The organism is Cellvibrio sp. BR (assembly GCF_000263355.1).
In the GTDB taxonomy this organism is placed as follows: Bacteria; Pseudomonadota; Gammaproteobacteria; order Pseudomonadales; family Cellvibrionaceae; genus Cellvibrio.
Genome location: NZ_JH668203.1, coordinates 337,172 through 355,448, shown reverse-complemented (window position 1 = coordinate 355,448; position 18,277 = coordinate 337,172). Strand labels below are relative to the sequence as shown.

The window sequence follows — 18,277 nt, the reverse complement described above, 5'->3', positions numbered from 1 at the left end:
ATGAGACTGGAAAAATCATTTTCACTTCCCGTATTTCTAAGTGTCTCGCTGCACACATTGTTGTTGGTTTTATTTTTAGGTGATTGGAACTTTTTTAAAAAAGAACCGGAACCCTATAAGCCCCATTATGTCACAGCTACTTTGGTTGATCTGAAGCCAAAGGCAAAAGCGGCACCGCAACAAACCAAAGAGCAAGTATTGGACTCAAAGGCTTATGAAGATTTAAAAAACAACAAAAAACAGGATGAGCAGCGCCGTAAAGAAGCTGAGGCTCTCGTGCAGCAGAAAAAAGAGCAGGAGGCTAAAGCTGCAGAAGCAGAAAAGGTAAAACAGCAAAAAGTTAAAGAGGAACAGGCAAAAATCGCAAAAGCGAAAGCAGAAAAGGAAGCGGCAGAAAAAAAACGCAAGGCAGATGAATTAGCTAAACAAAAAGCAGAGGCAGCTAAAAAGACCAAGCGCGAACAAGAAGCTCAGGAGGAGCAGCGACGAGTTCAGGCAGCTTTGCAGAAGGAAGCAAAGCACATTAGTGATACTAATGATGATGCCAATACTAAAAGCTATGAAGAAATGCTGATTGAGCGTGTACAGCAAAATTGGAGTCGCCCACCCTCTGCAAGAAACGGTCTTGAGGTGGTGTTGGAAGTAAATATGCTTCCTAACGGTATCGTGACTGGTTTGCGTGTTGTCAGGAGTAGTGGTGATCCCGCTTTTGACCGCTCGGCGGAACAGGCTGTGAAAAGGGTTGATCGTTTCACAGAGGCTATGCAGATTCCCCCTGACATTTTTGAAAAGTATTTTCGTGTATTCAGATTTACATTCAGCCCAGAGGACTTAAGGTCGTGAAACGTTATTTATTGCTGTGTCTTATTTTTGTGACTGGCTTAGCCCAAGCACAATTAAATTTGCGTGTTACTAAGGGAGTGGATAATCCCACAAAAATTGCTGTGGTTCCTTTTGCATGGGCGGGTGGAAAATTACCTGAAGATATCGCCAAAATTGTTGGTAATGATCTGGAGTTTTCAGGGCAGTTTGAGGCTACTTCACCCGAGCGTATGTTATCGTTCCCTCGCGCTGAAACAGAAGTTCACTATCGCGATTGGAAGGCATTAGGGGCAGAATACTTGTTAATTGGCTCTGTCACTCAACAGGCAGGCCGTTATTACGCAAGTTACGAGTTATTCGATGTGGTGCAGCAAAAACGCGTATTTGCCAAGCTAACGGTAGATGGTTCTTCTGCCCAATTGCGTGATATGGCGCATCATATCAGCGACAAGGTCTATGAAACTATCACTGGAATCCGCGGTATTTTTTCCACTAAATTAATTTATGTAGAGGCATTCAAGCAACCGCAAAAGTATCGACTGATGATTTCCGATATTGATGGTTTTCGTTCCAGGTTGTTACTTGAGTCGCGCTTTCCCTTGTTATCCCCTGTATGGTCACCTAATGGTCAGCGCGTCGCCTATGTATCCTTTGAGGCAGACAATAAACCCGCAATTTATATTCAAGACATAGCAACTGGCCGGCGTCAACAAATGACCAATTTTCGAGGTCTCAATGGTGCTCCTGCGTGGTCGCCTGATGGCCAAAAATTGGCAATGGCTTTATCAAAAGACGGTAATCCCGAAATCTACGTAATGAATGTGCTAACCCGACAATTGACACGGGTAACTAATCATTTTGCAATCGATCATGAACCTAGTTGGTCGGCGGATGGCGCATCACTCTTTTTCACTTCGGACAGAGGTGGTAAGCCACAAATTTATCAGGTTCATTTGACTAGTATGCAGCAGGAGCGAGTTACCTTTGATGGTGACTATAATGCACGTGCACGGGTTTCTCCTGACGGCAAAAGCCTTGTTATGTTAAACAAGCGTCCAGGTACCACACATCATATTGCTGCACAGGATATAAAATCTGGAAATTTACGTATTTTGTCCGAGACAAACCTTGATGAATCACCTACTATAGCGCCCAATGGCGCTATGCTGATGTATGCGACTCGTTCTGGTGGTAAAGGAGTATTGGCGGCCGTGTCCTTGGATGCGCGTGTCAAAATCCTCCAGCCCCCAAAACAGGGTGATGTGCGGGAACCCGCATGGTCGCCATTCTTTAACTAAATCCCCGTTCAAACTAGATCAAAACTTCATTGGAGTTACACACACATGATCACCAAGGCAATCAAGCAAGGTCTTACTTTGGCTGTTGTTATGTCTTTCCTGGTTGGCTGTTCAAGCAGCGACAACGCAACTACCGAAGCTCCAACTACTGGTACTGCAGTAACTGACACCAGCGCTACAGAAGCTACTTTGTCAAATGTTGTTTACTTTGACTTCGATCAATACGCTTTGACCGCTGAAAGCCGTGCTGTTTTGTTGGCTCATGCTGACAAACTGAAAGGTGCTTCAGTTGCTGTGCGTTTGGAAGGTCACGCTGATGAGCGCGGTTCGCGTGAATACAACATGGCTCTGGGCGAAAAACGTGCTAACGCTGTTCGCGATTTCCTCGTGACTCAAGGCGTTAACGGTTCTTCTCTGGAAGTTGTAAGCTTCGGCGAAGAACAACCAGCTGCTACCGGTAGTGATGAAGCCTCTTGGGCTCAAAACCGTCGCGTAGAAGTTAAGTACTAAGAGTCTAAACCCGTATGCTTAAAAATCTGATTGCTGTTGCCTTAATAGCTTCGGCTCCAGTCCTACAGGCACAAGTACGGGTTGTTGAGTCTTCACCTCAGGGCTTTGGCTCTGGGGTGGCTCAACCCAATATGCCTGCCTCCGTTGAATCTGACGTTTACTCTCAAATTCGCTCTCTGCAAGAAGAAATAGCTACCTTGCGTGGCCTTGTTGAAGAGCAAGCCTATGAGCTTAAGCAGCTCAAGCAATTACAGCTAGATAATTATATTGATTTGGATCGTCGGATATCCGGTGGTTCGCAATCAGCTGCACCAGCCCCTTCGGATGAGCCTCTTGTTTCGCCCTCTGCCTCTGTTGTTGATGACAATGCCAGTGAAGCTGATGTTTATAAAGCAGCTTATGATTTATTGAATCAAAAAGATTTTACTGGTGCAGAAAGTGCGTTCAAGGATCACTTAACCCGTTTTCCTAGCGGTGATTTTGCAAGTAATAGTCATTATTGGCTTGGTAAAATCGCAATGCTAAAAAAAGATTATCCTCAAGCAAAATCCTGGTTCACGGATTTGATCGCAAATTTTCCTTCCGCTGCAAAAGTACCTGATGCCCAATTGGATTTAGGAAAGGTATATTTCCTGATGGGTGATAAGGTTAAAGCTAAGTCGTTATTAAGTCAGCTTGCCGCTGGGAACACCGATGCTGCCAGATTGGCCTCAAAATTTATTAGTGATAACTTTTAAAATATTAATAGCTATAAAATATCAGCGTTCTCCTAATTTATAGCTTTGTCTGTCAATCAATTGTTTAATTTATCCCTCTAAAAGAAAGGGGATTTCCTTTCGGAAATCCCCATTGTGTATCCAGTATTGAACTGCAGCAAACGTTCCCTCTCGTTTGCCTCAGCCTCCTGCTGAAAGCTCAATTCCACTGTCCATTGCTACTTCTGTGACTCCTTCCTGTAGTGGATGAGTTGGTGGGACTTCAGCTTTATCCATAGCCTACCCCGTGCTCAGTCAGTTACTCCTTGTAGTGACATTAATCCTTTATCATCCGTGTGAGCTGATTCCATCAACTGGTATTTGTTTGCATCCTGCAAACGATTTCCTTTTTGACTTACGACTCCCTTCTCTCTTCCCTGTGAAATCATTATGCCCTTAGGTCGAGGTTCGAAATAGTCACAAATCTCGCAAATGTTTGTAGGAAAATGACTACAGAGCAAGTCGGCATAAACTGACAGTCGTGTAATCAATTAGGTCTCTGTTAAGGTTGTTTTTGTTAGGCTGAGTAATCTGATTCGGGTAAAGTGCATGAATGTTTTTTTGCACTGTGTTTTAGGCTTATGGGGGTTCAATACATGACTTCACCATTTTTAATACCGTTAAGGTATTTTTCGCTGGTTGTCCTTTGGAGTTTGCTTGCTACGGTTAATTCTGTTGCCAATGCTGCAAGTGATGGCGATTCCGCGCTTGAATATAAACTTCGCTATCAAGTGACTTTGGAACCTGAGAGAGAGGGGGCTTCAGTTTTAATTAGCGTCGATAAGGGTGAGCTACTCAAGAAAATACAATTTTCAAATAACCATGCGATCTATTCCGATATTCGCGGTACCGGGAAATTAACATTAAAAGATAAACGTGTTACCTGGGAGTTACCTTCGGGCAATGCACGATTAACTTATTTTGTGAAACTGACACATGAGCGTAGTCCCGGTAAATTCGATGCTCGAGTAACTAAAGAGTGGGCATTGTTTCGCGGTGATGATTTGATTCCAGCTATTCATACATTTGAGGCGCCAGGTGCGCATGCTGCTGCGACACTTGAGTTCATTCTTCCCGATTCATGGAAAAGTGTTGAAACTGGATGGCCGCGGAAAAAGGGTAATATTTTTAAAATTGATAATCCGGAGCGACGATTTGATCGCCCTGTTGGTTGGATAATTGCGGGTGATATAGGCTCCCGTCGCGCTAGTATTTCCAAAACAGCGATCGCTGTGAGTGGCCCCAAAGGTGAAAATTTTAGGCGTATGGATGCGTTAGTATTTTTTAATTTTGTATGGCCTGAGGTTGCAAAAGCCTTCGGGGAAACGCCAGAAAAACTCTTGGTTGTAGGCGCCGCAGATCCAATGTGGCGAGGCGGACTGTCTGCGTCCAATTCGTTGTTCTTACATTCTCATAGGCCGCTTGTTAGTGAAAATGGCACAAGTCCTTTATTGCATGAGCTAACGCATATGGTCACGCGAATTACTGGAGTGGAAACTGATACGGCTAATGATGACTGGATTGCAGAAGGTCTGGCAGAGTTCTATTCATTTGAATTACTTTATCGTGCCGATGGTATGACTAAAGCGCGTCGCACAAGAATTATAAAAGGTCTGGAGAAATGGGGTGCTGAAGTAAAACATTTGCGTAAAAGTAAATCAACTGGGCCGGTCACTGCACGAGCAGTGGTGCTGTTCGATGAACTCGATAAGGAGATAAAAAAACGCAGTAATAAAAAATATGACTTGGATGATGTCACTCGCCAATTAATGGAAAAACGCAAAGTTTCTTTTGATGATTTACGCGCGGCAACTGAAAAGCTTGTCGGTTCTGATATCAATGCACTGAACTCGCCGTTATTGAAGTGATTGATTTGTTGCGCGCAGTCTTAAATACTGCGCGCAACAATAATTCCGCCCCACACCAAGCTGCGATCACCTGCACCGTATTTAATTTCCGAGCTGTGTCCACGTATTACATAGCTGATTCGATAACCATTTTGAAATGCAAAAGTGTAACCGGCCCAAGCCTCCACTAGTAAAGGGCGCAATTGACTGTGTTCGTACGTGACCGCACTATTGCGAAATTGTCCTTGTAAAAATGCATTATAAGCGCGGGCCTTGATGGTGAATCCGGTCCAGAAATAACGTTCATTAACTGCTTTTGCACTGCTTGAATAAGACGACTTCTCCCCATAACTTGCCAATTCAGGGTTGAATGATGACCAAGGACTGTGAATGCGACCCGCGCGCAAGCTGAGCCCCCAACTTGCTTCTGTCAGGTAACCTATAGATCCTTGAATAGTGCTTTTGATCTCAACCTTATCCGACAGCTGGTCAAAATATTGTTGGCGCGCTAGAACATAACGACCGGTTAATTCACCACCGTCACTGATTTGATTGTCCCAACCCTGTGCCTGTTTGCCGGCTACTGCTTTATGCACATGGTTTTGCAATTCTCCGACCACATCGAGTCCAAGAACGCCAAGGGTCAGTGTGCTTTTCCACGCGACATTCTCCACCAAGTCAATTTGTTCCCGTGTATTTGATAGATACACCAAACTTGCGTAGGGGCGATCCTCGGGGTTTGCAATGAAGACAGCTATGTCTTCTGGAGTGAAACCAAAAGCACCTATCTCACGACTGGTAATCTCTTGCTGGCTGATTGACGCATGTTTATTGCCGAGCCAGTTATCGATATTGGTTAATAAGTTGTTCAATCCCAACTTGCTCTCTGCAGCTGATGGACCCGTTTGGGTAAAGTTCAGGCCATAGGTATAGTCCTGGTCTCTGTGACCGGGTACTAAAAAATCATTGTCAAATGCAAAAGCCCAGCTTCGATGGCTGTTGATGTCAGGGTAGTCTAGCTGAAGCAGTGGGCGCTTTTCATCCTCAACTACGGATGCGAGCTTCAACCATTCGGGCTGTTGTGAGCGCAAGTAGTCATCAGTTTTAGCATCGGCGAAACTGCTAATACTGATTAAAAGACTGAGTGCAATAAGCTGAATTACAACAGCTTGAACCAACACCAATGATTTATGGTGGGCTTGTGTACCGGGGCGAGTATTCATTGGTAACTCCTTCTTTTTGTTACCTGTATTTAAATTAGCGTCAATTAAATGACCAGTCGTCTTCTTTTTGTGCCAAAAAATAGGCGAAAAAAATCGCCTAAATTGAAGCTTTGCCTCATTAGTTAAAAAGCTGACTGGTCATCTTATTCTTATGAAGACAAAAGCGTTCTTACAACGCTTTTGTTATAGCTTTGATATCCAGGCGAGTTTTACGCCTGTTTGAGCTATTTTTTGGTAAATATTTCGGGTAGTACAGTTAAAAAGGCGTTTAACGGTTCGCGACATTTTGATGCTTTCATGCGCATTACCGTACCCTCCCAGGCATTAAATAAAAATTCTGCCAAAATAGCGGAGGGCAATTGGCTTTCAAGGCCATCTTTGAGCCGCGCTTCTTCCAGCACATCTTCGATAGCTTGTGTGCTGTTGCGCAGCATCTGCCGTACTTTCAAGCGAATGGCTTCGCTTGATTCCGACATCTCCTGACACATGTTGCCAATAAAGCAGCCACCATTGAGGTTTTCCTCACAGCCGCCAATATTTGCTACAAAAAAGCGGATAAGTCGTTCCTGCGGCGGAATACTGCGGTCGTTGAGTAGGTGGCGATTTTGAATCATGCGCTCTTCGGTCACTTTCTCTAGTGCTTCAATCGCAAAATCTTCTTTGCTTTTGAAGTAGGTATAGAAGGAGCCTTTGGGTACATCGGCGGCGTTGACTATGTCCTGAATGCTGGTGCCATTGTAGCCACGGGTAGCCATAACCTTCAGGCCAGCGTCAAGGAGATGATCTTTTTTCAGTTCGCGTTTACTCATGGTGTTAATATATGACCAGTCGTCTGCTTTTTCAAGCGATGGGTTAGTTTATTTGGTTATAGGATGTGAGCTTTTGGTGCTATGGCTTGGGCGATCATTATTATTAGTTCTTTCATTGATTGAAGTCTGTTGTGTGATGCGAGTCACGCAACAGATTAGAGCGGATTACTGCGCTTCTTTCAAATGCTTAATTAACCGAGCTTTAAGAGCTGGCGGTAAATTGCGAATGGTGAGGGTATCCTGCTCTGGATCATATTCTATCTCGCGCCCCAAACAATCTGACGCAAAACTCATGCTGAGTGAATCATTGCGGCCACTGATACGGACATAGCTGCGGATCTGACCCGCGTGTGGAATAAATTCGGGTTTGATGTCGGGTTTGGTGCTCTCCACATAGCGTACAAACCGCTCCGGTTCGTAGCTTTTTACTTCTTCTGCAAGGGTGGTGGATAGATCGGCAATAGTCACCGCCTTGCCGGCTTTATTTTGCTCCAAACAGTAATCAACTACCTTGGTGCGGGTGATGCGGGCGGTGCTTTCATCCAGTGTATTGCTGAAGTCATCGACCACTTTTAAAAATTCAGCGGTTTCCTGTTTGATATCCTGCTTATCGGTGAAAGCGATAAAGTGGGTGAAGGCTTCGGCGATATCTTTATCGCTACGCGCGCGCATCAGTGTCAAATAGGTGGTGGAGTCACCACTAGTCCAGTCATTCAGTTGGATTTTAGCGGCGAGGGTAAAGCCGCTGGTATCCAGAAAGAGTGATTCATCAAGCGCCAGTTCTCCATCCAGATACAAACCGCTTTGGTGTTCAACCAGATACACACTCAAGGTATCACCCACTTCCAGCTTCTCTTCGACAAAAACGATATAGGCATCCAACAGCGATTCGGCTTTTTCCAGCGCCTGTTGGAATTGTTGCATGGCTTTGTGGCTGAAACTGAGAAAACCCAAACGCTCTTCGCGGCAGTCGCGCAACCAAGCGGGCAGGGGAAACTCACCCAGCTCATCGGAGAAGCGGCCGTAGCTCTTGCCGCCCTTGCGGATAAATTGGGTTTTTAATTCATAGGCCAGCTCTTCGAGTTTGCCATTGAGTTCAAATACCTCGCTGCGCAGCTGTAACTCAAATGCGCCACCGGGGCTGTGGCGATAAATACGGTGAGCAACAATCGAGGTTAGGGCCATAAGAGTAATCGCTTCATCAATAGATTCATGGGAGGGGTTTGGCAAAGGCGGCTATTATAGGCGCCACAATCTTTTTACACACACAAGAAATTGGGAACTGATATGACGATCCAACGTTTAAACCCTGCCTCGCGCTGGTCAGATGCCACTATTTTTAATGGCATCGCACACTTTGTAGAGGTGCCCAATAATACCGGCTGCACAATGGTTGAACAGATAGCGCAAATTTTGGTGCAGGCAGAGTTGACACTGGCGGCGATTGGCAGCGATAAAACCCGTCTGCTGTCGGCCACTATTTATCTGACTGATAAAGAAAATATCGCCGCGCTCAATGCGGCTTGGGAGGCTTGGCTGCCTGAGGGCTGCGCACCTTCGCGTGCCTGCATTAAGGTGGAACTGCTCGATCCGGCGATGTTGGTGGAAATCGCTTTTGTTGCTGCACTTTTGCCATAGAGCGCTGAGTAAAATCAATCGGGCTGATTAGCGATTAGTGCCTATACTTTTGCTATTGCCTGAACGGCAGGAATTTCATTGTGACAGGACTTTTGTATGGCAACGCCTATCGATCAATACCTGAATATTCTCGCTAAAAAAGATGGCTCGGATTTATATCTCAGCACCGGTGCACCACCCTGTGCAAAATTTCAGGGGGTATTAAAACCGCTCACCTCCGAGCCGTTTAAACCCGGTGAAATTGAGCGCATCGCCAATGCCATTATGGATGAGGAGCAGCGCAATATTTTTGCGCAAGAGCTGGAAATGAATCTGGCGATTTCGATTCACGGTGTCGGTCGCTTCCGCATTAATATTTTTAAACAACGCAATGAAGTGGCGATTGTAGCGCGCAATATTAAAACTGATATTCCCCAATTTGATGACCTCGGCCTGCCCGAGGTATTAAAAGATGTGATTATGACCAAACGCGGTTTGGTGCTGTTTGTCGGTGGCACCGGCTCGGGTAAATCGACATCGCTGGCAGCACTGATTGACCATCGCAATTCGTCCAGCGGCGGTCATATTATTACCATTGAGGATCCGGTTGAGTTTGTCCATAAACACAAACGCAGTGTGATCAATCAGCGCGAAGTCGGCGTGGATACTCGCAGCTACAAAGCGGCACTTAAAAATACTCTGCGTCAAGCACCCGATGTGATTTTGATTGGTGAAATTCGTGATCGTGAAACCATGGAACACGCGCTGGAATTTGCTGAAACCGGACATTTGGCTATTTCCACCTTGCACGCCAATAACGCCAACCAGGCACTGGAGCGCATTGTGAATTTATTTCCCGAGGAACGCCGCCCGCAATTATTAATGGGCCTGTCGCAAAACTTGCGCGCTTTTGTCTCCCAGCGTTTAGTGCCCACTGTGGATGGCAAACGCTGCGCGGCAGTTGAAGTATTGCTCGGCACCAAAACAATTCAGGAATTAATTTTTAAAAATCGGTTTACCGAAATTAAAGAGATTATGGAGAAATCTGAAAATCTCGGTATGCAAACATTTGATGGGGCGATTTTTAAATTGTATATGGCCGGAAAAATCAGTTTTGATGATGCTATAGCCAATGCCGACTCACCCAACAATTTGCGTTTGCGCATAAAGCTGGCAACCGATGGTGCTGCTCCCGCAGCTGCAGAGGCGCCGGTAGTCAAGGCAGCCAGTGCGGTGCCCAGCGGTTTTGGTGAATTGAGTTTACAAAAAATAGATGATGAAGATGGCGCGGAATAAAAAAGAAAAAACAATAAGAAAAAACAACAACAATAAGGAAACACAATGAGCCTGAAAACCATCGAACAACTACTGAAACCTCATTCGATTGCGGTGATTGGTGCCTCCAATCAGCCCAATCGTCCGGGTAATGCAGTGATGCGCAATTTGTTACAGGGCCAGTTCGATGGTCCGATTATGCCAGTCTCGCCGCATTACAAATCGGTCAATGGTGTATTGGCTTATCGCTCAATAGATGAATTACCCCTAGTGCCGGATCTCGCAATTATTTGTACGCGTGCGACACGGGTGCCCGCGATCATTTTGCAGTTGGGGCGCAAAGGCACACGTAATGCCATCGTCATTGCTGCGGGGCTGGATAATCTATTTACCGCGCAAGGCACGAATTTGCAGCAACAAATGTTGGCAATTGCCAAGGAGTGGGGCGTGCGTATTCTCGGGCCGGATTCGCTCGGTATTCTGGTGCCGGAGTTGGGTTTAAATGCGAGTTATGCCCACATTAATGCCGCGCCGGGAAAAATTGCGGTGGTGTCACAATCCTCTGCGGTATGTGTGACCCTATTGGATTGGGCACGCCGTCGCCGAATTGGTTTTTCGCAATTTATTTCGCTGGGCGAAGGTGTCGATATAGATTTTGATGAGCTGCTGGATTATCTCGGGCGTGATACAAAAACGGCGGCAATTTTATTGTATATCGATGCTATTTATGACGGTCGCGCCTTTTTGTCCGCGGCGCGCGCCGCATCCTTTAACAAACCGATTCTGGTTATCAAGGCGGGCAGCTATGCCGAAACCAGCGCGTTAACCTCGCGGTTGCCCGCTGAAAAAATTGGCAACGATGCGGTATATGACGCGGCGTTTCGGCGTGCGGGTATGTTGCGGGTGGGCGATCTACGCGAATTATTAGCGGCAGTAGAAACCCTGGCGAATGGCAAGCCGATTTACAGCGAACAGTTGGTAATTATTGCCAATGGCAATGGCCCCAGTGCCATGGCAACTGATGCGCTGTTGCAGCGCGGTGGCCGTTTAGCGGTGTTGGATGAAAAATTGGTTGGACAAATTCAAGCGCTGATTCACTCCGGTGGCAGGGCAAACAATCCGATTAATCTCCTGGGGGACGCCTCGCCGGAAACCTATCAAAAAGTATTGCAAGTTATTTTACAGAGCAACAGTGTTGATAATTTATTAATTATGCAGGCACCTTCGGCGCTTACACCCGGTGAGGTGTATGCCGATGCAATTATTTCTACTTACAAAAATTACACCGGACGTAAACCCAATATTTTTTCCAATTGGATGGGCGAGGATGCCGCACAAAATGCACGGTTGCGTTTTGCCGATGCCGGTATAGCGTCTTTTCGCACACCTGAAGGAGCAGTGGGTGCATTTATGCACATGGTGCAGTATCGCCGCAACCAAAAATTATTATCCGAAACACCGGATTCTATTAGCGACAAAGTGCCCTATCAACCACAACTGGCGCAGCAGATTATTGCACAGGTATTAGCGCAGGGGCGCACTCAGCTCGATAACAGCGAAACACAGCAATTCTTAAGTGATTACGGTATTAATACAACTAATCATGTTGCTGCAGCAGAAACAGCAATTAAACAAACGCATAATGCCCTTCCATTGCGTGTTGAAGTGCAGCTTGATCCAGTATTTGGCCCGGTGATTCTATTGGGTGAAGCGGCCAGCCACTGGAGTATTCGCCGCAATGCCGTTGTCGCTTTGCCACCGTTGAATATGGCGCTTGCACGCTATATGGTGATTCAGGCTTTGGCGGAGGGGAAAATTCGTGAGCGTGAATTGTATGTTCCCTTGGATATGCCATCAATTTGTTTGTTGCTGACACAAATAAGTCAAATTGTCATTGATCACCCCGCGCTGCGCAGTTTGTTGATTAATCCGGTATTAGTTGCCGGAGAAAATATTGTGGTAAGTGAAGCGAGCATTCATATCAGCGCTGAAAAAAATCCCTACCCCCTGGCTATTCGCCCTTATCCAAAAGAGTTGGAAGAAATATTTTTGCTGCGCAATGAGTGCAGTGTATTGCTGCGCCCGATTCGCCCGGAAGATGAATTAAATTTACAGGCGTTTGATAATTCGCAAAGCAAGGAGGATAGATACAAACGTTATTTTGCCGAGCTGCCACAATTCTCCCATGAACAACTGGCGAGACTTACCCAAATTGATTACGAGCGAGAGATGGCGTTTGTGGCAGTTACGCAAAACGCGAGTGGCAATGAAGAAATTTTAGGTGTGGTGCGTGCACAGCGCGACCCGGATAATACCTTTGCTGAATTTGCCATGGCGATTCGCAGCGATTTAAAAGGCATTGGTTTGGGTTCGCGCATGCTGCAAAAAATGATTGATTACGCACGCGGGCAGGGCACGCAACAATTAATTGGCTGCACTATGCTGGAAAACTCTGGCATGGCTAACCTGGCGCGCAAGCTGGGATTTAGTGTGAAGTACAATCGCGATGAAGGTTTGATTGATATGGTATTGGTTTTATAAGATCGCGATGATGTGATTGTTTTAAATTTATCGATTAGCCCTGAATTTTTGCCAGTGCTTTAATATGGGCAACGGCGCAACGCCCAAGTCCTAATAAATCATATCCACCTTCCAATACTGACACTATGCCGTGACATTGGTCTGGCGGTGCAACACTTTTGCTTTCCTCCATCAGCTTGCGTAATTCCTGGGTGATCCACCCGTAATCTTGCTCCACCAAACTAATTGACGACATGTCGTCATCAATATAGGCATCAAACCCGGCGGAGATAAAAATCATTTGCGGTTTAAATTGCTTCAATGCCGGTAACCACTGCGCAGTGATGGCATCGCGAAAGCCTTGGCTGCGGCAGGTTGCGGGCAGTGGAGTATTAATAATATGGGCAGGTACATCGTCGATATTAGTGTGTGGGTAAAACGGATACTGAAAGCTGGAGCAAAATAAAATGCGCGCATCATTAAAAAAAATATCTTGCGTACCGTTGCCGTGGTGTACATCAAAATCAATAATGGCCACCCGGCTTAATCCATAGTGTTCCAGCGCGTGTGCAGCGGCCACTGCAATATTGTTAATAATGCAAAAACCCATAGCGCGAGCGCGTTCAGCGTGATGACCGGGCGGGCGTACATTGCAAAATACCGCATCGGTTGTACCTGCCATAATCATATCCACACCCATTACCGCCGCGCCGGCAGCATGGCGTGCTGCCGTTAAGCTGGCGGGCGATAAATATACATCATCGGCAAAAAAATGAATGCCTTGCTCGGGTATAGCGGCGGCGATTTTTTGTAGGTGTTCCGGGGTATGTACGCGCAATAGTTGTTCGTCGCTCGCAGGTAGCGCATCACGGTAATAGAGTAGGCCATCTATTCCATTTGCCATTAACTGATTGTTAATGGCATCCAATCGCGCAGGGCATTCCGGGTGCGTTTCAGGCATTTGATGCGCATGGCAGAGTGGGTGACTGATAATAGTTGCGATCATATTGCTGCCGTTGTTGATATCAGTGTTCGGGTGACGGTTATTTTTTTAGTCTAATCCAAGGTGAATTTTTAGCGAAGGGTTTATTGTTGCTGCAATCAATATTTAGCGGATAAAAAAATGGAACCCGAAGGTTCCTTTTTTTGTGCTGCTATTGGGTGGCAAACTTATTTCGTTTGCTCGCGCGCAATCGCGCGGTAGGCGATATCATTGCGATAAAACATACCTTTCCAGCTGATACGTTTTGCTAACTGGTAAGCGCGCTGCTGCGCTTCTAATACCGTGTTGCCCAATGCGGTGGCACAGAGCACACGGCCGCCATTGGTGACGGTGTTGCCCTCTTTGGTGCTGGTACCAGCGTGAAAGACTTTTTCGCCAGCCACTTCGGTGGTGGGCAAACCAGAAATTACATCGCCTTTGTCGTAAGCCTCAGGGTAACCGCCTGCCGCAAGTACAATGCCAACTGATGCGCGAGCATCCCACTCGGCCGTGGTTTTATCCAAATCACCTTTTAACGCGGCTAAACACAACTCCACCAAATCCGATTGTAAACGCAACATAATGGGTTGGGTTTCCGGGTCGCCAAAACGGCAGTTATATTCGATCACTTTGGAATTGCCCGCTGCATCGATCATTAAACCCGCGTACAAAAAGCCGACGTAAGTATTACCTTCTGCCGCCATGCCGTTGACTGTTGGGTAAATAATTTCTTGCATTACACGATCGTGCACCGCTTGGGTGACTACGGGAGCGGGAGAGTAGGCGCCCATACCGCCAGTATTGGGGCCGCTGTCGCCATCGCCAACACGTTTGTGATCCTGGCTGGTGGCCATGGGTAATACGTTTTTACCATCCACCATCACAATAAAACTGGCTTCTTCACCGGCGAGAAACTCTTCAATCACTACGCGGCAACCGGCATCACCAAATGCATTGCCAGAGAGCATATCGCGCACGGCGTCTTCGGCTTGTTGCAGGGTTTCGGCAACGATTACACCTTTGCCTGCCGCGAGGCCGTCGGCCTTGATTACAATCGGTGCACCTTTCTCACGCAGGTAGGCGAGCGCAGGTTCCACTTCGATAAAGTTTTGGTAATCGGCAGTCGGAATTTTGTGACGCGCAAGAAAATCTTTAGTAAAGGCTTTAGAACCTTCCAGTTGCGCGGCGCCTTTGCTGGGGCCAAAACACAATAATTGGCGTGTTTGAAAATAATCCACCACACCGGCAACCAGTGGCACTTCGGGGCCAACAATGGTTAAGCCGACATTATTATTTTCAGCAAAATTGGCGAGTGCTTCAAAATTCAAAACGTCTATAGCAACATTTTCTAATTTGGGTTCCAGCGCTGTGCCCGCATTACCCGGTGCAACAAATACTTTTTCGACTTGCGCGCTTTGTGCGGCTTTCCATGCGAGAGCATGTTCGCGGCCGCCGCTGCCAATAATTAATACATTCATAGAATTAATATCTTTTTGAGTCGTTTACATAGGTTGGGCAGCAATGCCCAACACCAATTAATTTTGTGACTACATTGGGCATTGCTGCCCAATCTACGAAATTATCGAATTCAATTAATGACGGAAGTGACGCATACCGGTAAATACCATCGCCATGCCGTGTTCGTTGGCAGCGGCGATCACTTCTTCATCGCGCATTGAACCGCCAGGTTGAATGACTGCGGCAATACCTACTTTTGCAGCGTTATCAATACCGTCGCGGAAGGGGAAGAAGGCATCGGAAGCCATCACTGAACCCGCCACTTGCAAACCGGCGTGTTCCGCTTTAATCGCGGCGATACGCGCAGAGTTCACGCGGCTCATTTGACCTGCGCCTACACCAATGGTCTGTGAATTTTTGACATAGACAATTGCGTTGGATTTAACAAATTTGGCAACTTTCCAAGCAAATAATAAATCGCGCAGTTCGTCTTCGGTGGGAACACGTTGGGTAACGATTTTTAAATCGGCGGCGGTGATCATACCGTTGTCGCGATCCTGTACTAACAAGCCGCCGTTGACGCGTTTGTAATCCAATCCGCCGATACGCTCGGTGCCCCATTCGCCACAGGCAAGCAGACGCACGTTTTGTTTGGCTTTTACTACTTCAACCGCCTCTGCAGAAACGCTCGGGGCGATAATCACTTCAACAAATTGACGCTCAACAATCGCCTGTGCGGTCGCGGCATCCAATTCGCGGTTAAAGGCGATAATCCCGCCGAAAGCCGATTCGGTATCGGTCGCGTAAGCCAGGTCGTAGGCATCTTTAATGTTGGTGGCAACTGCCACACCGCAGGGGTTGGCGTGTTTAACAATGACACATGCTGGCTCAGTGAAACACTTAACAGTTTCCAGTGCGGCATCGGTATCCGCCACGTTGTTGTAGGACAGCTCTTTACCTTGCAATTGTCTGGCAGTGGCAATGCTTGCTTCCTGGGGATTTTTTTCCACATAAAACGCTGCTTTTTGATGTGGGTTTTCACCGTAACGCATTTCTTGCGCTTTGATAAATTGGCTGTTGAAGGTGCGTGGAAAATCGGCGCTGCCGCCTTCTACCAAACGGCCAAAATAATTGGCGATGGCACCATCGTAAGCTGCTGTGTGTTCGTAGGCTTTAATCGCCAAATTGAAACGGGTTTTTAATGAGGTGCTGCCGTTGTTGGCTTGCATTTCCGCGAGAATAGTCGCGTAGTCAGCAGCGTTAACAACGATATTTACATGGGCGTGATTTTTTGCTGCCGCGCGAACCATGGTTGGGCCGCCGATATCAATATTTTCTACTGCGTCTTCAAGCGAGCAATCTTTATTGGCAACGGTTTTTTCGAAGGGGTAGAGATTCACTACTACCATGTCGATAGCGTTGATGCCGTGTTCGCGCATGATGGCTTCATCGGTGCCGCGACGACCCAAGATGCCGCCGTGTACTTTGGGGTGCAGGGTTTTAACACGGCCGTCCATCATCTCCGGGAAGCCGGTGTAGTCAGACACTTCAATGGCAGGGATCTTGTTGTCGGTCAGCAATTTAAAAGTGCCACCGGTTGATAAAATTTCCACGCCTTGGGCGTGAAGGGCTTGGGCAAATTCAACAATGCCGGTTTTATCAGACACGCTAATAAGCGCGCGTTTTACTGCAACAAGATCAGAAGTAGTAGACATACGCATTTCCTGTGAAGATGAAGTCGTAAAAAAGATGAAGTCGTAAAAATGGAATCGGCTAAAAAGCAAAAGGGGTGGAAACGAATCACCACCCCTTTTTGATTTGCGCTAGGGTTTTTAACCTCCCAAGGCGTAGTAAAAAATTACAGAAGGCCGTATTGCTTTAATTTTTTACGCAGTGTGCCACGGTTCAAACCTAACACTTGTGCCGCGCGAGTTTGGTTGTGACGGGTGTATTTCAAGACGATTTCCAGCATCGGTGCTTCTACTTCTGCCAATACCATTTCGTAAACATTACTGACGTCTTGACCGTCGAGGTGTTTGAAATAATTTTCAACGGCTTGCTCTACGCAGCCGCGCAGCGATTGAGCTTGTACTGGTTGAGCGGGGGCAGCTTGTGCTGGAGTTGCATCAGCAAAGAAAGTTGCGGTATTCATGCGGCTTTTTCCTCTTTCGTAAGCAGCTGTTCAAAGAAATTTTGAATGCTGGTTTGTTGTTCTTCTGCGTTATCTATAGCGTTAAAGGTTTTGCGAAATTCATCGCTGCCAGGAACCGTATGCAAATACCAACTCGCATGTTTGCGAGCGATACGCGGGCCCATAAACTCACCATAAAAACGGTATAACTCGCGCAGATGGCTAGATAAAATATCCCTGACTTCAGTCAAAGATGGTTCGGGTAATTGCTCACCGGTTTGCAGGTAATGCGCAATCTCCCGGAAAATCCACGGCCGCCCTTGAGCGGCTCGTCCAATCATCACCGCCGCGGCACCGGTGTAATCCAGTACGGTTTTGGCTTTGTGCGGTGAATCTATATCGCCATTGGCAAATACCGGAATTTTCACGGCATTGACTACGCTGGCGATGGTGTCGTATTCGGCCGCGCCGGCAAAAGCATCGGCACGGGTGCGGCCATGTAAGGCCAGTGCTTGTATGCCGGCATCTTCCGCGATGCGGGCGATACGAATGGCATTGCGTTCTTCGGTACTCCAGCCGGTGCGAAACTTCAGCGTGACTGGAATATCTACTGCGCTTACCACCGCTTGCAAAATATCGCCGACCAGTTGTTCGTCTTTTAGCAGCGCAGAACCAGCGGCTTTTTTACACACCTTTTTGGCCGGGCAACCCATGTTGATATCGATAATCTGGGCGCCATTGGCAGCGTTTAAACGCGCTGCTTCGGCCATCATCTGCGGGTCGCCACCGGCAATTTGCACGGCTATAGGCTCAACCTCGCCAGTGTGATCCATACGCAGGGTGCTTTTGCGACTACCCCACAAGCTTGCATCGGCGGTGAGCATTTCCGATATCACCAAACCCGCGCCCAGTGAGCGACACAATTGACGAAAAGGCCGATCAGTCACACCTGCCATAGGTGCAAGGATGATTTGGCTGTCGATAGTGTAGGGACCGATACTAAACACGTGATTGGGGTGTCGCGATTGTG

16 protein-coding genes are annotated in these 18,277 nt (G+C 47.0%); 8 read left to right on the top strand and 8 right to left on the bottom strand.

The window, feature by feature from the left end; all coding sequences use genetic code 11:
* The 5 genes from tolA to O59_RS14690 all read left to right on the top strand — a co-directional run bounded on the left by tolA (nucleotide 1) and on the right by O59_RS14690 (nucleotide 5,253).
* Nucleotides 1-843, top strand: a complete 843-nt coding sequence (tolA, locus tag O59_RS14710; RefSeq protein ID WP_007644126.1) for a cell envelope integrity protein TolA — start codon at nucleotides 1-3, stop codon at nucleotides 841-843.
* Nucleotides 840-2,120 carry a Tol-Pal system beta propeller repeat protein TolB gene (gene tolB, locus O59_RS14705; RefSeq protein ID WP_007644124.1) on the top strand — a complete coding sequence of 427 codons (1,281 nt, stop codon included), beginning with the start codon at nucleotides 840-842 and terminating at the stop codon, nucleotides 2,118-2,120. Before tolA ends, tolB begins: the two co-directional genes overlap by 4 nt.
* 45 nt (nucleotides 2,121-2,165) lie before the next feature.
* Nucleotides 2,166-2,630, top strand: a complete 465-nt coding sequence (gene pal / locus O59_RS14700) for a peptidoglycan-associated lipoprotein Pal (RefSeq protein WP_007644123.1) — start codon at nucleotides 2,166-2,168, stop codon at nucleotides 2,628-2,630.
* A gap of 14 nt (nucleotides 2,631-2,644) precedes the next feature.
* Complete coding sequence (locus tag O59_RS14695) at nucleotides 2,645-3,367, top strand: YbgF trimerization domain-containing protein (protein ID WP_040392781.1); 723 nt, start codon at nucleotides 2,645-2,647, stop codon at nucleotides 3,365-3,367.
* A 614-nt stretch (nucleotides 3,368-3,981) separates the two neighbouring features.
* A complete protein-coding gene (locus O59_RS14690; RefSeq protein WP_157152588.1) occupies nucleotides 3,982-5,253 on the top strand; it encodes a hypothetical protein in 1,272 nt (423 codons plus the stop codon).
* 20 nt (nucleotides 5,254-5,273) lie between these two features.
* On the opposite strand, the gene O59_RS14685 is transcribed toward O59_RS14690, so the two are convergent.
* From O59_RS14685 to O59_RS14675, 3 genes are all read right to left on the bottom strand, one after another.
* Nucleotides 5,274-6,455 (bottom strand): lipid A deacylase LpxR family protein, encoded by a 1,182-nt coding sequence (locus O59_RS14685; protein WP_007644120.1) that lies wholly within the window; start codon nucleotides 6,453-6,455, stop codon nucleotides 5,274-5,276.
* Nucleotides 6,456-6,679: 224 nt separating this feature from the next.
* Complete coding sequence (locus tag O59_RS14680; RefSeq protein ID WP_007644118.1) at nucleotides 6,680-7,264, bottom strand: TetR/AcrR family transcriptional regulator; 585 nt, start codon at nucleotides 7,262-7,264, stop codon at nucleotides 6,680-6,682.
* A gap of 165 nt (nucleotides 7,265-7,429) precedes the next feature.
* A complete protein-coding gene (locus tag O59_RS14675; RefSeq protein WP_007644116.1) occupies nucleotides 7,430-8,449 on the bottom strand; it encodes a nucleoid-associated protein in 1,020 nt (339 codons plus the stop codon).
* A 102-nt stretch (nucleotides 8,450-8,551) separates the two neighbouring features.
* On the opposite strand from O59_RS14675, the gene O59_RS14670 reads away from it, so the two are divergent.
* The 3 genes from O59_RS14670 to O59_RS14660 all read left to right on the top strand — a co-directional run bounded on the left by O59_RS14670 (nucleotide 8,552) and on the right by O59_RS14660 (nucleotide 12,697).
* Entirely contained in the window at nucleotides 8,552-8,902 is a 351-nt protein-coding gene (locus tag O59_RS14670) for a RidA family protein (RefSeq protein WP_007644113.1), read from the top strand.
* A gap of 96 nt (nucleotides 8,903-8,998) precedes the next feature.
* Nucleotides 8,999-10,177 (top strand): PilT/PilU family type 4a pilus ATPase, encoded by a 1,179-nt coding sequence (locus O59_RS14665; RefSeq protein WP_007644111.1) that lies wholly within the window; start codon nucleotides 8,999-9,001, stop codon nucleotides 10,175-10,177.
* A 45-nt stretch (nucleotides 10,178-10,222) separates the two neighbouring features.
* The gene (locus tag O59_RS14660; protein WP_007644109.1) at nucleotides 10,223-12,697 is read left to right on the top strand and encodes a bifunctional acetate--CoA ligase family protein/GNAT family N-acetyltransferase; all 2,475 of its coding nucleotides are present in this window, start codon (nucleotides 10,223-10,225) and stop codon (nucleotides 12,695-12,697) included.
* Between the two features lie 34 nt (nucleotides 12,698-12,731).
* Here the strand turns inward: O59_RS14660 and O59_RS14655 are convergent, their stop codons facing one another.
* The 5 genes from O59_RS14655 to dusB form a co-directional block, all read right to left on the bottom strand.
* Nucleotides 12,732-13,682: a histone deacetylase family protein gene (locus O59_RS14655; protein WP_040392777.1), complete on the bottom strand. Its 951-nt coding sequence runs from the start codon at nucleotides 13,680-13,682 to the stop codon at nucleotides 12,732-12,734.
* A 164-nt stretch (nucleotides 13,683-13,846) separates the two neighbouring features.
* A complete protein-coding gene (gene purD, locus O59_RS14650) occupies nucleotides 13,847-15,136 on the bottom strand; it encodes a phosphoribosylamine--glycine ligase (RefSeq protein WP_007644103.1) in 1,290 nt (429 codons plus the stop codon).
* A 114-nt stretch (nucleotides 15,137-15,250) separates the two neighbouring features.
* Entirely contained in the window at nucleotides 15,251-16,831 is a 1,581-nt protein-coding gene (gene purH, locus O59_RS14645) for a bifunctional phosphoribosylaminoimidazolecarboxamide formyltransferase/IMP cyclohydrolase (RefSeq protein WP_040392776.1), read from the bottom strand.
* 143 nt (nucleotides 16,832-16,974) lie between these two features.
* Nucleotides 16,975-17,268: a DNA-binding transcriptional regulator Fis gene (gene fis, locus O59_RS14640; RefSeq protein WP_007644099.1), complete on the bottom strand. Its 294-nt coding sequence runs from the start codon at nucleotides 17,266-17,268 to the stop codon at nucleotides 16,975-16,977.
* Nucleotides 17,265-18,254, bottom strand: coding sequence for a tRNA dihydrouridine synthase DusB (dusB, locus tag O59_RS14635; RefSeq protein WP_007644093.1), 990 nt, complete (start codon nucleotides 18,252-18,254; stop codon nucleotides 17,265-17,267). The genes fis and dusB overlap by 4 nt, the downstream gene beginning before the upstream one ends.
* Between the last annotated feature and the right edge of the window lie 23 nt (nucleotides 18,255-18,277).

What these genes read in the sequence shown, in the direction of transcription:
- O59_RS14690 (WP_157152588.1), top strand. Translation starts at nt 3,982, where the DNA reads ATGACTTCACCATTTTTAATACCGTTAAGGTATTTTTCGCTGGTTGTC.
- fis (WP_007644099.1), bottom strand. Translation starts at nt 17,268, where the DNA reads ATGAATACCGCAACTTTCTTTGCTGATGCAACTCCAGCACAAGCTGCC.
- O59_RS14665 (WP_007644111.1), top strand. Translation starts at nt 8,999, where the DNA reads ATGGCAACGCCTATCGATCAATACCTGAATATTCTCGCTAAAAAAGAT.
- pal (WP_007644123.1), top strand. Translation starts at nt 2,166, where the DNA reads ATGATCACCAAGGCAATCAAGCAAGGTCTTACTTTGGCTGTTGTTATG.
- purD (WP_007644103.1), bottom strand. Translation starts at nt 15,136, where the DNA reads ATGAATGTATTAATTATTGGCAGCGGCGGCCGCGAACATGCTCTCGCA.
- O59_RS14670 (WP_007644113.1), top strand. Translation starts at nt 8,552, where the DNA reads ATGACGATCCAACGTTTAAACCCTGCCTCGCGCTGGTCAGATGCCACT.
- tolA (WP_007644126.1), top strand. Translation starts at nt 1, where the DNA reads ATGAGACTGGAAAAATCATTTTCACTTCCCGTATTTCTAAGTGTCTCG.
- purH (WP_040392776.1), bottom strand. Translation starts at nt 16,831, where the DNA reads ATGTCTACTACTTCTGATCTTGTTGCAGTAAAACGCGCGCTTATTAGC.
- O59_RS14685 (WP_007644120.1), bottom strand. Translation starts at nt 6,455, where the DNA reads ATGAATACTCGCCCCGGTACACAAGCCCACCATAAATCATTGGTGTTG.
- O59_RS14655 (WP_040392777.1), bottom strand. Translation starts at nt 13,682, where the DNA reads ATGATCGCAACTATTATCAGTCACCCACTCTGCCATGCGCATCAAATG.
- O59_RS14695 (WP_040392781.1), top strand. Translation starts at nt 2,645, where the DNA reads ATGCTTAAAAATCTGATTGCTGTTGCCTTAATAGCTTCGGCTCCAGTC.
- O59_RS14680 (WP_007644118.1), bottom strand. Translation starts at nt 7,264, where the DNA reads ATGAGTAAACGCGAACTGAAAAAAGATCATCTCCTTGACGCTGGCCTG.
- O59_RS14660 (WP_007644109.1), top strand. Translation starts at nt 10,223, where the DNA reads ATGAGCCTGAAAACCATCGAACAACTACTGAAACCTCATTCGATTGCG.
- O59_RS14675 (WP_007644116.1), bottom strand. Translation starts at nt 8,449, where the DNA reads ATGGCCCTAACCTCGATTGTTGCTCACCGTATTTATCGCCACAGCCCC.